We start from the raw sequence: 14383 nt of genomic DNA, 5'->3' as shown, positions 1-14383 counted from the left end.
GGTGGGCCTGCGGGCCCACCCCTCGCGCACGCGGCCACCCGTCGGCGACGGTGACGCCGGCAGGCGTCGCTCAGTACGCGCGCCGGTACTGCTGCGGATGCCAGTCGACGTCGACGCCGAGCTCGCCCGCCCAGCGGATGGGCAGGTTCGGGTCGCGGAGCGCCGCTCGCCCGACGCGGACCGCCGCGACGCCGCCGCGCAGCACGGCGTTCGCCTGCTCCGCGGTCTCGATGAGGCCCACGGCCGACACCGGTACGCCCTCCGCCGCGATGCGCTCGGCGAGGTGCACCTGGTAGCCGGGGCCGACCGGGATCTCGGCGAGCACGACCCCGCCGGAGGACGCGTCGACGAAGTCCGCGCCAGCCTCGAGCGCCCACGCCGCGACCTGCGCCGCCTGCTGCTCGTCGAGCCCGCCGTCGGTCCAGTCGGTCGCCGAGAGGCGCACGAGCACCGGCAGCGCCGGCAGCTCGGCACGGATGGCACGCACGACGTCGAGCAGCAGCCTCGAGCGCCCGGCGAGGTCGCCGCCGTACCCGTCGACGCGGCGGTTGGTCAGCGGCGAGAGGAACTGGTGCAGCAGGTAGCCGTGCGCGCCGTGCACCTCCACGACGTCGAAGCCGGCCTCGACCGCGCGCTGGGCAGCCGCGACGAAGGCCGCGACGATCCCGTCCAGCTCGCTCGTGGCGAGCGCCCGCGGCGCCGCGAGGCCGAGGATCGCCTCGTCGGACGCGGAGACCGTCGGCCAGCCGCCCTCGTCGATCGGCACGGAGCCGCGGCGATCGCCGTCCCTGCCGAACCCGGCGAAGGTGCCGGCCTTGGCGCCGGCGTGGCTCAGCTGCACTCCGATCGCGGCACCCGCCTGATGCGCGAAGTCGACGATCGGCCGCCAGGCGTCGCGCTGCTCGTCGTTCCACAGACCCGTGTCCTGCCGGGTGATCCGACCCTCCGGCGCGATCGCCGTCGCCTCGACCACGAGCATCCCCGTGCCGCCGGAGGCGAGCGCGCCGTAGTGCACCCGGTGCCAGGCGGTCGGGACGCCGTCGTAGGCCATGACCGAGTACTGGCACATCGGTGCGATCCAGATGCGGTTGCGCACGCGCAGGCCGCGCACCTCGATCGGATCGGTGATCGACGGCGCGCTCACCGCGACGCCGCCGACGCCGCCTGGGCCACGGGCTCGGCGCTCCCGAGCCGCCCCAGCACGAGCGCCGCGATCGCGCTGCGCTCGAGCATCCCGTCGATGCTGATCCACTCGTGCCTCGCGTGCGCGCCGTCGCCGACCGCGCCGAGGCCGTCGAGGACGGGCAGCCCGAGCGCTGCAGCGAAGTTGCCGTCGCTCGCGCCGCCGACCGAGATCTCGCGCACCACGGTGCCGAGCTCCTCCGCCGCCGACTCGGCGAGCGCGAACAGCCGCGCCGTGCCGTCGGACCGCGGCATCACCGGGCGGTTCCAGCCGCCGGCGACCTCGACGGCGGCGCCGTCGCGGTGCGGCGCGAGCTCGGCGAGCAGCGCGTCGATCCTGGCGCGCTCGGCGTCGTCCGACACGCGCACGTCGACGAGCGCCGTCGCGGTGCCCGCCGTCACGTTCGATCGCGAGCCGCCGTGCAGCGTGCCGACGTTGACGCTCGTGCCGGCGGCGAGGTCGCTCGCGCCGTGCAGCGCGAGCACGACCCGCGCGATCTCGTCGATCGCGCTCACGCCGCGCTCGGGGTCGAGGCCCGCGTGGCCCTCGATGCCGCGTGCCGTCACCTCGAAGATGCCGACGCCCTTCCGCGCGGTCTTCAGCGCGCCCTCGGCGCTCGCCTCGAAGACGAGCACCGCGTCGCAGTCGACGACCTCGGCCTCGATCACGGGGCGGGAGGCGGGCGACCCGATCTCCTCGTCGCCGTTGAGCACGAGACGGATGGCGGGCAGCGGCAGCCCGGCGGCGCGGGCGGCGCGGATGGCCCAGACCGCCTGCACGAGCCCCGACTTCATGTCGAATGCGCCGGGCCCGGTGAGCCGGTCGCCCTCGATGCTGACGGGCCAGCCGGCGAGCGTGCCGAGCGGCCAGACGGTGTCGTAGTGGCAGAGGATCGCCACCTGCCCGGCGCCGCCGCTCGCGGCGATGTCGAGGATCGCGATGTCGCCGTGGGGGCCGCCGTCGACGATCCGCTCCTGGTCGGGCGCACCCAGGCGCTCGGCGACCCAGCCGCGCACCCAGTCGAGCCCCGCGTCGAGCGCGGCGCGGTCGTCCGAGGGCGTCTCCTGCTCGAGGTACGCGACGAGGTCGGCGACCATCGCGTCGCGCGCATCCTCGATGTACGTGCGGACCGCGCTCATGCTGCTGCCATCCCGTCGAGCTCGGCGAGGTGCGCCTCGTCCATCGCGATCGCGCCCGTCTCGAGCCGCACGATCGCGTCCACGAGCCAGGCGGTGAGCGGCGTCGGGATGCCGTGCCGCTGCCCCGCGGCCACGACCGGTCCGTACTGCGTCGGCACCTCGGTGCGACGACCGCGCACGGCGATGTCGCGCCAGATGCCGGACCGCTTCTTCGTCTGCGTGGCGAGCCACGCGACGAGGCCGTCGGTCGCGGCGTCGGCCTCGGCGGCGCCGGCGAGGTAGTCGCCCGGCACGAAGGCGTCGAACCCCTCGAGGGCGATGCCCTCCGCCGTCGCGACGGACAGCACCTCGCGCACGAGCGCGTGCATGCCCCTGCGGTGCCGGTCGATGAGGTCGCCCATGTCGGCGTCGGCGAGCGCCGTCGCGACGAGCATCGCGCCGAAGCCGAGCTTCGACCAGAGGAAGCCGTCGACGTTGTCGGTGACGATCGGCTCGCCCCAGTGCCGGAGGTCGTGGGCGAGGGTGCGCACGCGGTCGCTCACGGGGCCTGCGTGCTCGCCCAGGGCGATCGCGCCGATGCCGCCGTCCTGCACGACCCCGGGGCCGATGACGTCGGCGAAGAGGTCGACGAACGCGGCCACGGTCCGGTCGGCGCCCACGTGCGACGCGATCGTCGCCTCGTTGAGACCGTTCTGCATCGACGCGACCCAGCCGTCGTCGGCGAGCCGCGGCGCGATCCAGGCGGCGACGCCGTCGGTCGCCTGGGCCTTCACCGCGAGCAGCACGGCGCCGAGCTGCTCGGGCGCGTCGTCGGGGGTGCTGATCGGCAGGTTCGCGAGCAGCGCGCCGCTCGGCTGCTCGATGCGCAGGCCGTGCTCGCGCACGGCCGCGACGTGCGCTGCGTCGGCGTCGATGAGCTGCACGTCGGCTCCCGCGAGGTGCAGGTGCACCGCGAGAGTGCCCCCGATGGCGCCCGCGCCGACGATCGTGTACTGCGAGGTCATGCGAGACCCTCCTCCTGGCCGATGGCCGTCCAATGCTGCGGCAGGTGCCATGCGCCGGTGGACGATCCGCCGTCCACGCGCAGCACCTCGCCGGTGATCCACTCCGCCTCGTCGCCCGCGATCCAGACGACCGCGCGCGCGATGTCCGACGGTCTCCCCCGCCGGCCGAGCGGCGTGCCCCCGACGGCGTCGGCGTACTCCTCGGTGACGGGGTTGACGTCGCTGCCGACCTCGACGAAGCCGGGCGCGACCGCGTTCACGCGGATGCCGTGCTGGCCGAGCTCGAGCGCCGAGGCGCGCGTCGCCGCCTCCAGCGCCGCCTTCGACGTCGAGTACGGCGCCGCTCCCGGCCGGGCGCGGAGCGCCGCGCCCGACGAGATGTTCACGACGCTCGCCTGCCTGCCCGCCGCGATCGCCCGCTTGGCGAGGGCGACCGTGAGCAGCACCGGTGCTCGGCTGTTGACGTCGAGCACGAAGTCCCACGTGCGCGCGTCGAGCTCGAGGAAGGGCGTCGCCGGGTAGACGCCCGCGCTCGAGACGAGCACGTCGACGGGGGCGTGCGCCCAGGCGGCGTCCATCACCTCGTCGTGCGCGTGCTCGCCGCGCAGGTCGGCCGCGACGGTGGCGCACGAGGCGCCCCCGGCGGCGCGCACGGCCTGCGCGGTCTCCTCGAGCGGTGCCGCGTGCAGGTCGACGAGCGTCAGGGCGTCGCCGCCGCGCGCGAACGCGATGGCGACCTCCCTGCCGATCCCGCTGCCGGCGCCGGTGACGAGCACGTGGCGCATCAATCGAGCTCCTTGCCCTTGGTCTCCGGCATCGTCAGGTAGACGACGAGGCCGATGGCGGCCGCCGCGGATGCGTACGCCCACACCCAGTCGCCGAATCCGCTCGTGTTCATCCACGTGGTGACGTAGGGCGCCGTGCCGCCGAAGATCGCGACCGCGAGCGCGTAGGGCAGGCCGATGCCGGTGGCGCGGACCTCCGGCGGGAACTGCTCGGCCATGATGACCGCGCAGTTCGCCGAGTAGCCGACGAGCAGGACGACGCCGATGAGCTCGATGGCCAGCAGGGTCCAGAAGTCGCCGTTCAGCAGGGTGAAGGCAGGCCAGGCGAAGATCAGGAAGCCGCCGGCGAACATCGCCATCGTGGGCTTGCGACCGATCTTGTCCGACAGCAAGCCTCCGAACGGCAGCAGCACGATGAAGACGATCATGGCGATGACGTTCGCGAGCAGGGCGAGGTTCAGCGGGATGCCCGTGGTCACCGACGCGTACGTCGGCATGAAGTTGACCCACATGTAGTAGAGGAGCGTGCCGGCGATGGTGATGCCGAAGACACGCAGGCTCGCACCCGGGTGGTCGACGATCATGCGGACGAAGGCGTTGTGGCGACGGGGCGAGTCGGCCTGCTGCACGCGCTGCTTGCCCGTGGCGAACGAGTCGGTCTCCTCGACCGAGCGGCGCAGCCACAGCCCGACGAATCCGAGCGACGCGGCGAAGATGAAGGCGATGCGCCAGCCGTAGCTGTCGATCGCGTCGTCCGGCAGCGTCGTGGTGATGACGGTGCCGACGCCGGAGGCGATGAGCACGCCGGCGGCCACCGAGACCTGCTGCCACGATCCGGCGAACGCCCGGCGCTTCGGCGCGGCCGACTCGACCAGGAAGGCGGAGGCCGAGCCGAACTCGCCGCCCGCTGCGAAGCCCTGCGCCAGGCGCGCGAGCACGAGCAGCAGCGGCGCCGCGATGCCGACCTGCTCGTACGTCGGCGCGAGGCCGATCGCGAGGGTGGCGACCGCCATGAGGGTGATCGTGAAGAGCAGCCCTCGCTTGCGACCGTGGCGATCGGCGTACGAGCCCATGACCGCCGCGCCGACGGGTCGCATGATGAAGCCGACGGCGAAGATCGCGAGGGTGGAGAGCAGTGCGGCGATGTCATCGCCGGGCGGGAAGAAGTGGTGGGCGAAGATCGACGAGAAGGTCGAGTAGATCGCCCAGTCGACGAACTCGACGGCGTTGCCGATGCTGCCAGCGACGATGGCCTTGCGGCCCTTCTTGCTGAGCTTCGTCTGGTGGACGGTCTCGCTGATGGTGGTGGTCATGGCTGCTTCTCTCGAGGTGCTGCGGGTCAGAGGAGGGTGCGGACGTGCGACGCGAGGTCGGCGTGCGTGCCGATCCAGACGTCGTCGAAGGAGCGGATGTGGGCCAGGAGGTCGTCCAGGATCCGGATCCGCGAGCGGTGCCCGATGATGTGCGGGTGCATCGTGAGCTGGAAGAGGCCGCCCTCCGCGCGCGCTGCATCGAACTCGTCGATCCAGATCTGCGTCAGCTGGCGGGGCGGCATGTGGGGGCGGAGGCCGCCGAAGCGGTCCATCATCAGGTACGGCGCGTCGTCCCGGATCCACTCGACCGGGATCTCGACGACGCCCGTCCGCTCGCCGCGCTCGAGCAGCTCGTAGGGCTCCGAGTCGGCCATGAGCGACGAGTCGTACGCGAACCCGAGCTCGCGGATGACTCGCAGGGTGCTCGCGGAGAAGTCCCACGACGGCGTGCGGATGCCGGTGGGTCGGACACCGGTCTGCGACTCGAGCACGTCGAGGCTACGACCGACGAGGTCGAGCTCGTCCTCGTACGTGAGCGCCGTGTTGCGCTCGTGGATCCAGCCGTGCACCGCGAGCTCATGACCGGCGGCGACGTAGCCGGGCGCCTCGTCGGGGCGCAGCAGCGCGCAGACGGCGGGCATGTAGAACGAGGCGGGCGCCTCGTGGCGGCGCAGCAGCTCGAGGATCCGCGGCACCGCGACGCGCGCGCCGTACTCGCCCTGGGCCATCCGGCCCGGTGACGTCTCGCCGTCGCGGAGCGACGGCGTCTCGTGGTCGGAGTCGAACGACAGGGCGACCGCCACGCGCGCACCTCCGGGCCATCGGGCTGCGGGGTCGTCGCTCACGAGCGATGCGCCGGCGCGCACGTGCTCGACGTGCGAGCGCCACTCCGCTTCGGTCCACTGCCACGGCTGCTGCGATTCCATGTGCTCTCCCTCGAGGCGATCGATGCCGCTTCCGCGTCACCATCTCCGCCGACTATAGGCAGAACCGTAGCGCGACGCAAGCGTCATGGGCATTCCAATCACGTTTCGCGCACGTAACGGCAATCTTCGCCAACTGCTCCGGTGACGACCCCGCGCCCTCGGTATCGTGAGGCCATGCAGCGCTTCCCGCCCGGCGAGCTCCCGGCCCTCCTCGACGCGACCGACCTCGACATCGTCGCCGCGCTGCACATCGCGCCGCGCGTGCCGACGGCAGTGCTCGCCGATGTCCTCGGCATGCCCACGAGCACCGCGAACCGCCGGCTGGCGCGCATGCAGCAGGACCATCTGCTCCGCACCGTCGGCCGCTACGCGTGGCAGCTCATCACCTCGAGCAACCCGTTCGAGCTCTGGATCACCTCGGCGCCCGGCGAGTCGCGCGCGGTGCTCGAGCAGCTGCTGCGCATCCCGGATGTGCAGTTCGCGATGCACGCCAGCGGACCGGCCGACATCTACGCCAACCTCTACCCCCTGCGCGGCTCCGATCCGGAGGAGCTGCTCACCGAGCGGATCCCGTCCATCCCGGGCGTGCGCGCGATCGACAGCCGCATGATCCTCGAGTCGGCCAAGGTGGGCCAGTCGTGGCGGTTCCAGCGGCTGGCCGACGAGCAGGTCGCCACCCTCGAGCAGCACCGCACCCCGGTCTCGGAGCCGCCGCTGCGGAGCCTCGACGACCTGTCCGAGCTGGAGTTCCAGACCATGCGGGCGCTCGGCGCGAACGCGCGGGTCTCGGCGGCCGAGGTGGCGCGGCAGGTCGGCACCTCCGCGTCGACGGCGTCACGGGCCATCCGGATGCTGCTGGCGACCGGTGCCGTCTCGCCGCGCGTCGAGATCCAGCCGGAGCTCGTCGGCTACCCGCTGAACGCGGTCGTCTCGATCGACGTGCGGCCTCGAGCGGTGCAGTCGCTGCTCGACTCGCTCGTCGACCACCCGAGCGTGCGGCTGCTGAGCACCGTCACGGGCGACGCGCCGGTGAGCCTCTACGCCGTGTTCGCAGGTCCCGCCGACCTCTCGCGATTCGTGCTCGACGACCTCGGCAGCCGACGCGACGTGCGCTCCACCTCGAGCGTCGTCGCCCTGCGCCTGCAGCGCCGCTACTGGATCGACCGCGACGGCCACCACCTCGGGGCGCAGGTCGAGGGCGTGCTGCGGCGCTGAGCGGCAGGCGTCAGTCGCGCTCGATGGCGAGGCCGACGACGAGGCCGGGTCCGAGGTCGATGTCGTGGAGGTCGTAGGCGCGGGCCGCGCCAGGCACGGAGCCGACGAGGCCAGCGTCGCGGGCATCGAGCACCACAGTCGCCGGCTCGACGCGGAGGCCGCGGCCGTCGGCCTTCAGCACCGCCTCGATCCGCGTCCAGCGCCGCAGCAGGTCGTCGTCGCAGGGCAGCTCGTCGTCGCGGCGCAGCAGACCGCGCAGCGCCTCCACGCGACCCGGTGCGGCCTCGCGCAGCTCGGCATCGACGCCGATGCGGCCGCCGCGCCGGGCTGCGGCGACGTGCCGCGCTCCTGCGTGCGCGAGCGAGACCGCGACGCCCCGCGCCTCAGGCGGCGCCATCACGACGGGCCGCCCGTGCGGACCGCCGCAGTCCGGGCACCGCTGCACGATCGAGACGGATGCGGCGTCGACGCCCGCGAGCTCTGCGACGAGCGTGCGTGCGAGCGCGCGACCAGCGTCCGCGCCGCCGCGCACCTCGCCGACGACCGCCCCCGCTTCGCGCTGCACTGGGCCATCCTCGCAGTCGATCCGACCGGCAGCGTCGGCGCGACAGGTGGCCCTACGCGCGACAGGTAGCGGCGCGCGGGCACCCATCGGGCGCGAGGGCACCCCTCGGGCGCGCGGGCACCCCTCGGGCGCGCGGGCACCTGTCGGGCGCGCGGGCACCCGTCGGGCGCGCGAGCACCTCTCGGGCGCGCGAGCACCTGTCGGGCGTGCGGGCACCCGTCGACGGTCGCGCCGGCAGCCGGCGCAGCCCGTCAGCTGCTGAGCGTCGCCCAGCCGTGCGGCGGGAGCGCGACGCGATCGCCCGCAAGCTCGCCGTCGCCGGCGAGCAGCTGCGTCGCGTCGGCGACGGGGAGGCGCACCGCAGCGTCGGTGACGTTGAGCGCCGTGACGATCGCCGCATCCGCGGTCGCCGTGCGCAGCACGATCGTGCCGTTCTCGACCACGACGACGTCGGTGTGCGCCCGCGTCAGCCACGGGTGCCGGCGGCGGATCGCGATCAAGGTGCGGTGCAGGTCGAGCGTGCTGCGGGTCGCGTCGTCGAGCTCGTCGGCGGGCGTCGGCCGCTCGGGGAACTCCGGCCGGATGGCGTCGTCCCCGCCCCAGCGCTCCTCCTTCACGGCCTCGAGGCCCAGCTCGTCGCCCGCGTACACCGACGGGATGCCCGCCACCGTGCACAGCACCGCGAGCGCGTGCGGCACGAGGTCGCGGCCGACCGAGGTCGCGATGCGCGTCACGTCGTGGTTGCCGAGGAACGTGTAGGGCACGAACGTCGCGAGCAGTGCGTTGTGGCGGCCGATCGCGTGCTCGAGCTCGAAGAGGTTGCGCTCGGCGAGGCTGTGCCAGATGCCCTGCCACAGCTCGTACTGCGTGACGGCATCCATCGTCGACGACTCGACGATCTCGGCGTACTCGCCGTGGATGACCTCGCCGAGGAACCACGCGTCCGCGTGCTGCTCGCGCACCGCAGGCAGCACGCGCGCCCAGAACTCGCTCGGCACGCTGTAGGCGGCGTCGAGCCGCCAGCCGTCGATCCCGCGGTCGAGCCAGTGCAGCATGACGCGCGTCACGAGCTCGGCGGCGGCGTCGCCCCCGTGGTCGAGGGCCACGAGCGCCTCGTGGCCCTCGAAGACCTCCGCGTCGCCGCCCGCACCGAGCTGGAAGAGCGCCGCCTCGTCGCTGCCGGGATCCGCGAGCGCCGCCCGGAACGCGGGGTGCTCGCGCCCGACGTGGTTGAAGACGCCATCGAGCAGCACGCGGATGCCGCGCTCGTGCGCCGCCGCGATCAGCCTGTCGAAGTCGGCGTCGTCGCCGAGCCGCGGGTCGATGCGGAAGTGATCGGTCGTGTCGTAGCCGTGCGTGGTGCTCTCGAACACCGGCCCGAGCGCGATGCCGTTCAGCCCGAGCTCCACGACGTGGTCGAGCCACGACTCGAGCCGCGGCAGGCGGTGCACGATCGGCTCACCCTCGGGATCGTCCCGGTCGCGGATCTGCGCGCCCGTGAAGCCGAGCGGGTAGACGTGCCACCACATCGCCGACAGGGACCAGTGCTCGGGATCGCGCATCCCCCCATTCTGACGCGTGCGCCGGCATTCTGGTGCGTGCGCCGGACGCGTCCCTGCGAGCCGCGTCAGCGGCGCTCGAGCACCACGACCGCGGTGTGCGGCCGCAGCTGCGCGGCCGCAGCGATGTCTCCCCAGCCGTCGAATCGCGCGATCGCCGCCCACAGCTGCGCCCGCTCGTCGCTGAGCGCCTCGCGCGCGCGCACCCGCACGACGCCGTCGACGGTGTCGGCCCACGCATCCGGGTGCGCCTGCAGGTTGAGCCACCAGGCGGGGTCGGCCGCCGCCCAGCCGTTCATCGCCAACGTCACGAAGGCGCCGTCGTGCTCCATGTAGCCGATGATCGCGCTGCGCTCCTCGCCCGAGCGCCGACCCGTGGTGCGCAGCCGCAGCATGCCCATGACGCCGGGGCGCGCGCGCCGCAGTCCGCGCCTGGTCGTGCGGTAGAGCAGCCGGTGCACGACCCACGCGCCGCGGACGAACCAGCGCGGCGGGAGTGCGGGCGTCCGCGTCGTGGCCATGGAGCACCTCCGGGTGAGCGCACGGCCTCCCCACGATGGCCGCGGCGGGCGTACGGTGCCAGCGTAGGGCGCCCGCTCGCTCGACGCCATCGCGGATGCGGCTGCACGGCGGCCCAGCAGGCGGAGGAGGACGGCATGGCGCATCGCGACGGCGACGACGCGTCCGCCCTCCAGCGGCGGGTCTGGGACAGGGCGGCCCCCGACTACGACGCGAGCATGGCGCGCCTCGAGCGCATCTGGTTCACCGGCGGCCGCGAGTGGCTCGGCGCGCGGGCCGTCGGCCGAGTGCTCGAGGTCGGGGTCGGCACCGGCACGAACGTGCCGCACTACCCCGCCGACGCGGTCGTCACCGGCGTCGACATCAGCCCCGGGATGCTCGCCGAGGCGCGCTCGCGCATGGCGGCGCTCGGCCGCCCGGTGACGCTGCTCGAGGGGGATGCGCAGCGGCTGCCCGTCGACGACGCCGCGTTCGACACGGTGGTCTGCGCGCTCGCTCTCTGCAGCATCCCGCAGCCCGCCGTCGCCATCCGCGAGATGCACCGCGTGCTCGTCCCAGGCGGCCGGCTGTTGCTGCTCGACCACGTGGCGAGCAGCGCGTGGCCGCTGCGCGCGGCGCAGCGGCTGGTCGAGCTCGTGAGCGTGCGGGTCGCGGGAGAGCACTTCACCCGCCGCCAGCTCCCGCTCGTCGAGGCGGCCGGATTCACGATCGACGAGGACGAGCGGCTCAAGCTCGGCACGATCGAGCGCATCCGGGCCACGAAGCGCACGTGACGCGAGCCGGATGCGGTCCTAGGCCTCCGGTCCGCCCAAGCGGGGATCCACCATCGTGATGCCTGCCGCCGTCGCGCGATCGAATGCGGGCAGGAGCGTCACGAGCTCCTCGAGCCCCACCGTGCGCTCCACGAGCCGCTGCGGCGCGAGCACGCCGCGCTCGATGAGCGCGAGCATCCCCGGGTAGTCGCGCGCCGCCATGCCGTGGCTGCCGAGCACGTCGAGCTCCCACGCGATGACGCGCGACATCGGCACGCGCGGGTGCCCGTCGATGGGCGGCAGCAGGCCGATCTGCACGTGCCGCCCGCGGCGGCGCAGGCTCAGCAGGGCATCCGCGCTCGTCTGCTCGCTGCCGACGGCGTCGACCGCGACGTGGCTGCCGCCGCCGGTGGTCGCGGCGACCGCGGCGGGCACGTCGGTGCCGTCGGCGAGCACGGCGTGCTCGGCGCCGAGCTGCAGCGCGAGCTCGAGCGCGGCCGGGTTGCGGTCGATCGCGATGGGCCGGGCGCCGAGCGCGCGGGCGATCATCACGGCGCTGAGCCCGACGCCGCCGGCGCCCACGACGGTCACCCACTCCCCTGCCTCCACGCGCGCCCGGCTGACGAGCGCGCGGTACGCGGTCGCGAAGCGGCAGCCGAGGCTCGCGGCGGTCGCGAAGTCGACGCCGTCGGGGATGCGCACGAGGTTCGCGTCCGCGGCGTGGAGCGCGACCTGCTCGGCGAACGAGCCCCAGTGCGTGAAGCCGGGCTGCTCCTGCTGCGGGCACACCTGCGCCTCGCCCGCGAGGCACCACTCGCACCGCCCGCAGCCGCACACGAAGGGCACCGTCACCCGGTCGCCCACCCGCCAGGCGACCACGTCATCGGCCACCGCGGCCACGACGCCCGCGAGCTCGTGGCCGGGCACGTGCGGGAAGGCGATGTCGTCGTGCCCCGCCCAGGCGTGCCAGTCGCTGCGGCACAGCCCGGTCGCCATCACCCGCACCACCACGCCGCCGGGCGGCGGCACGGGCGATGGCACATCGCGGACCGCGGGCGTGCCGCGGACGGCGTCGAGGATGAGGGCGCGCATGGCACGATCCTCGCAGGCGCGACGGGCGCCGAGGCGTGCCGCGCGCATCCGCCCGGACCGCGTCGCACACGAGTCCCGCCCGAGCTGTCGTGATAGGACTGCACACGTGGATGAGCCCGACGAGCACGGCACCGAGATCACCTACGACGAGCAGCGCTACCCCGCTCGTCCCCGACGGCTGCGCCCGCGCGACCAGTTCCGCGGCGGCAGCGTGCGGCGGTTCAGCACCGACCCGCGCACGGCCAACGCGTCGAACCCCTCGTACGTCGAGTGGCTCGTGCGGCAGTCGATGCTCAAGGACTCCGACGTCCTGAGCCGCCAGCTGTCGGGGCAGCCCTCGATGTGGCGCAACCCCTACGCGCGACCGGATGCGCGCCGCGCGATCGGCACGAGCGACGTCTGGTTCACGGCCTACCCGATCTCGCTCATCACGCGGCCGGGGCAGTCGTTCCTGGAGGCGCTCGGCGACGACGCGCTCTGGGCCGCGTTCGAGCACGTCGGCATCAACGGCCTCCACACCGGCCCGGTGAAGCGCGCCGGCGGCATCACCGACTGGCGCGAGACGCCGAGCGTCGACGGCCACTTCGACCGCATCAGCACCCAGATCGACCCGGCCTTCGGCAGCGAGGAGGCGTTCCGCCGCCTCTCCGACGTCGCCGACTCGCACAACGGCAGCATCATCGACGACATCGTGCCGGGTCACACGGGCAAGGGCGCCGACTTCCGGCTCGCCGAGATGGCGTTCAAGGACTATCCCGGCATCTACCACATGGTCGAGATCCCGCCGGAGGACTGGCACCTGCTGCCCGACGTGCCGGAGGGCCGCGACGCGGTGAACCTCGACGCGGCGTGCGAGCGCGAGCTCGCCGAGCGCGGCTACATCATCGGCGAGCTGCAGCGCGTCATCTTCTACACGCCAGGCGTGAAGGAGACGAACTGGAGCGCGACCGCGCCGGTGCTGGGCGTCGACGGCAACGAGCGCCGCTGGGTGTACCTGCACTACTTCAAGGAGGGCCAGCCGTCGATCAACTGGCTCGACCCGACCTTCGCGGGCATGCGCCTCGTCATCGGCGATGCCCTGCACTCGCTCGGCGACCTCGGCACGAGCGCCCTGCGCCTCGACGCGAACGGATTCCTCGGCGTCGAGAAGAGCGCGGAGGGCCTGCCGGCATGGTCGGAGGGGCACCCGCTCTCGCACGCGGCGAACCACATCATCTCGGGCATGGTGCGCAAGGTGGGCGGCTTCACGTTCCAGGAGCTCAACCTGACGATCGAGGACATCCGCGACACCGGTGCCGTCGGCGCCGACCTGTCGTACGACTTCGTCAGCCGCCCGGGCTACCACCACGCGCTCGCGACCGGCCACACGGAGTTCCTGCGGCTCACGCTCATGACGTCGCTCGATCTCGGCGTGGAGCCGGTCGGGCTCGTGCACGGGCTGCAGAACCACGACGAGCTGACCTACGAGCTCGTGCACTGGGCGACGCGCCACCGCGACGACACCTACGTCTTCCGCCACGAGGAGATCTCCGGCGGCTCGCTCGCCGAGCTCATCCGCGCAGAGCTCACCGAGGCGCTCACCGGCAGCGCCGACTACAACCGGGTGTTCACGCAGAACGGCATCGCCTGCACCACGGCGTCGCTCATCGCGGCGACGCAGGGCTTCGCGACGCTCGACGAGATCACCGACGAGGCGATCCCCGCGATCCGCGACGCCCACCTGCTGCTCGCGAAGTACAACGCGTGGCAGCCCGGCGTCTTCGCGCTCTCGGGCTGGGACCTCACCGGCATGCTCACCGTGCCGGCCGACCAGGTGCAGGACCTCATCGCGACCGGCGACACCCGCTGGATCGAGCGCGGCGCCCACGACCTCATGGACGCGGCGCCGGACGCCCCGGGATCGTCGGCCGGGATGCCGCGCGGCCGCGCGCTCTACGGATCGCTGCCGTCGCAGATCGAGCAGCCGGACTCGTTCCTCAACGGCCTCGCCGACGTGCTGACGATCCGCCGAGAGGGCGGCATCGCGACCGCCACGCAGCTCGACGTGCCGCACGTCGCGCACCCGGCCATGCTCGTGCTCGTGCACCGCCTCGACGACGGCGACCACACCGACGAGGATGCGCGCATCCAGGTGACGGTGCTCAACTTCTCGGGCGAGGCGATCGAGGGCACCGTGCACTCGGAGGCGCTGCAGACCCAGTGCGACGTCATCGACGCCGCGACCGGCGACAGCATCGGCCACGTCGACGACCTGCAGAGCTTCAGCGTGAGCCTGCCGCCCTACGGCGGGCTGTTCCTGACGCTCGAGCCGATCGCGGACGAGGGCTGACG

General features: G+C 73.5%; 13 protein-coding genes. 3 read left to right on the top strand and 10 right to left on the bottom strand.

Annotation, left to right across the window (positions count from 1 at the left end):
* Positions 1 to 70: 70 nt before the first annotated feature.
* From EDD26_RS11180 to EDD26_RS11160, 6 genes are read right to left on the bottom strand one after another with little or no spacing between them, the layout of a single operon-like run.
* Positions 71 to 1144, bottom strand: a complete 1074-nt coding sequence (locus EDD26_RS11180; RefSeq protein ID WP_123697783.1) for an oxidoreductase — start codon at positions 1142 to 1144, stop codon at positions 71 to 73.
* Positions 1141 to 2322 (bottom strand): M20 family metallopeptidase, encoded by a 1182-nt coding sequence (locus tag EDD26_RS14865; protein WP_211333858.1) that lies wholly within the window; start codon positions 2320 to 2322, stop codon positions 1141 to 1143. Before EDD26_RS14865 ends, EDD26_RS11180 begins: the two co-directional genes overlap by 4 nt.
* Positions 2319 to 3326: a ketopantoate reductase family protein gene (locus EDD26_RS14860; RefSeq protein ID WP_211333857.1), complete on the bottom strand. Its 1008-nt coding sequence runs from the start codon at positions 3324 to 3326 to the stop codon at positions 2319 to 2321. The genes EDD26_RS14865 and EDD26_RS14860 overlap by 4 nt, the downstream gene beginning before the upstream one ends.
* The gene (locus EDD26_RS11170) at positions 3323 to 4111 is read right to left on the bottom strand and encodes an SDR family NAD(P)-dependent oxidoreductase (protein ID WP_123697782.1); all 789 of its coding nucleotides are present in this window, start codon (positions 4109 to 4111) and stop codon (positions 3323 to 3325) included. Before EDD26_RS11170 ends, EDD26_RS14860 begins: the two co-directional genes overlap by 4 nt.
* Complete coding sequence (locus EDD26_RS11165) at positions 4111 to 5424, bottom strand: MFS transporter (protein WP_123697781.1); 1314 nt, start codon at positions 5422 to 5424, stop codon at positions 4111 to 4113. Before EDD26_RS11165 ends, EDD26_RS11170 begins: the two co-directional genes overlap by 1 nt.
* A gap of 26 nt (positions 5425 to 5450) precedes the next feature.
* Positions 5451 to 6350 (bottom strand): polysaccharide deacetylase family protein, encoded by a 900-nt coding sequence (locus tag EDD26_RS11160; RefSeq protein WP_123697780.1) that lies wholly within the window; start codon positions 6348 to 6350, stop codon positions 5451 to 5453.
* A gap of 174 nt (positions 6351 to 6524) precedes the next feature.
* Between EDD26_RS11160 and EDD26_RS11155 the strand changes: the two genes are divergently transcribed.
* The gene (locus tag EDD26_RS11155; protein WP_123697779.1) at positions 6525 to 7565 is read left to right on the top strand and encodes an Lrp/AsnC family transcriptional regulator; all 1041 of its coding nucleotides are present in this window, start codon (positions 6525 to 6527) and stop codon (positions 7563 to 7565) included.
* Between the two features lie 10 nt (positions 7566 to 7575).
* On the opposite strand, the gene EDD26_RS11150 is transcribed toward EDD26_RS11155, so the two are convergent.
* The 3 genes from EDD26_RS11150 to EDD26_RS11140 all read right to left on the bottom strand — a co-directional run bounded on the left by EDD26_RS11150 (position 7576) and on the right by EDD26_RS11140 (position 10210).
* On the bottom strand, positions 7576 to 8130 hold the full coding sequence (locus tag EDD26_RS11150) for a 4'-phosphopantetheinyl transferase family protein (protein ID WP_123697778.1): 555 nt from the start codon (positions 8128 to 8130) through the stop codon (positions 7576 to 7578).
* Positions 8131 to 8381: 251 nt separating this feature from the next.
* Positions 8382 to 9692 (bottom strand): alpha-amylase family glycosyl hydrolase, encoded by a 1311-nt coding sequence (locus EDD26_RS11145; protein WP_123697777.1) that lies wholly within the window; start codon positions 9690 to 9692, stop codon positions 8382 to 8384.
* 65 nt (positions 9693 to 9757) lie between these two features.
* Positions 9758 to 10210, bottom strand: coding sequence for a nitroreductase family deazaflavin-dependent oxidoreductase (locus EDD26_RS11140; protein ID WP_123697776.1), 453 nt, complete (start codon positions 10208 to 10210; stop codon positions 9758 to 9760).
* A 135-nt stretch (positions 10211 to 10345) separates the two neighbouring features.
* On the opposite strand from EDD26_RS11140, the gene EDD26_RS11135 reads away from it, so the two are divergent.
* The gene (locus tag EDD26_RS11135) at positions 10346 to 10981 is read left to right on the top strand and encodes a class I SAM-dependent methyltransferase (RefSeq protein WP_123697775.1); all 636 of its coding nucleotides are present in this window, start codon (positions 10346 to 10348) and stop codon (positions 10979 to 10981) included.
* A gap of 18 nt (positions 10982 to 10999) precedes the next feature.
* Here EDD26_RS11135 and EDD26_RS11130 read toward each other — a convergent pair whose 3' ends face one another.
* On the bottom strand, positions 11000 to 12052 hold the full coding sequence (locus EDD26_RS11130) for a zinc-binding dehydrogenase (RefSeq protein ID WP_123697774.1): 1053 nt from the start codon (positions 12050 to 12052) through the stop codon (positions 11000 to 11002).
* Here EDD26_RS11130 and treS point away from each other — a divergent pair.
* Positions 12051 to 14381: a maltose alpha-D-glucosyltransferase gene (gene treS / locus EDD26_RS11125; protein ID WP_123697773.1), complete on the top strand. Its 2331-nt coding sequence runs from the start codon at positions 12051 to 12053 to the stop codon at positions 14379 to 14381. The genes EDD26_RS11130 and treS overlap by 2 nt on opposite strands.
* Positions 14382 to 14383: the final 2 nt, after the last annotated feature.

This window comes from Agrococcus jenensis (assembly GCF_003752465.1).
GTDB classification, from domain to species: Bacteria; Actinomycetota; Actinomycetes; order Actinomycetales; family Microbacteriaceae; genus Agrococcus; species Agrococcus jenensis.
The sequence above is the reverse complement of the archived record's forward strand: the minus strand, read 5'-3'. Positions and strand labels throughout refer to the sequence as shown.

Excerpts from the sequence above, each read along its gene's own strand:
- EDD26_RS11160 (WP_123697780.1), bottom strand. The coding sequence starts at position 6,350 with ATGGAATCGCAGCAGCCGTGGCAGTGGACCGAAGCGGAGTGGCGCTCG.
- EDD26_RS11155 (WP_123697779.1), top strand. The coding sequence starts at position 6,525 with ATGCAGCGCTTCCCGCCCGGCGAGCTCCCGGCCCTCCTCGACGCGACC.
- EDD26_RS11170 (WP_123697782.1), bottom strand. The coding sequence starts at position 4,111 with ATGCGCCACGTGCTCGTCACCGGCGCCGGCAGCGGGATCGGCAGGGAG.
- EDD26_RS11130 (WP_123697774.1), bottom strand. The coding sequence starts at position 12,052 with ATGCGCGCCCTCATCCTCGACGCCGTCCGCGGCACGCCCGCGGTCCGC.
- treS (WP_123697773.1), top strand. The coding sequence starts at position 12,051 with ATGGCACGATCCTCGCAGGCGCGACGGGCGCCGAGGCGTGCCGCGCGC.
- EDD26_RS11145 (WP_123697777.1), bottom strand. The coding sequence starts at position 9,692 with ATGCGCGATCCCGAGCACTGGTCCCTGTCGGCGATGTGGTGGCACGTC.
- EDD26_RS14865 (WP_211333858.1), bottom strand. The coding sequence starts at position 2,322 with ATGAGCGCGGTCCGCACGTACATCGAGGATGCGCGCGACGCGATGGTC.
- EDD26_RS11135 (WP_123697775.1), top strand. The coding sequence starts at position 10,346 with ATGGCGCATCGCGACGGCGACGACGCGTCCGCCCTCCAGCGGCGGGTC.
- EDD26_RS11140 (WP_123697776.1), bottom strand. The coding sequence starts at position 10,210 with ATGGCCACGACGCGGACGCCCGCACTCCCGCCGCGCTGGTTCGTCCGC.
- EDD26_RS11165 (WP_123697781.1), bottom strand. The coding sequence starts at position 5,424 with ATGACCACCACCATCAGCGAGACCGTCCACCAGACGAAGCTCAGCAAG.
- EDD26_RS14860 (WP_211333857.1), bottom strand. The coding sequence starts at position 3,326 with ATGACCTCGCAGTACACGATCGTCGGCGCGGGCGCCATCGGGGGCACT.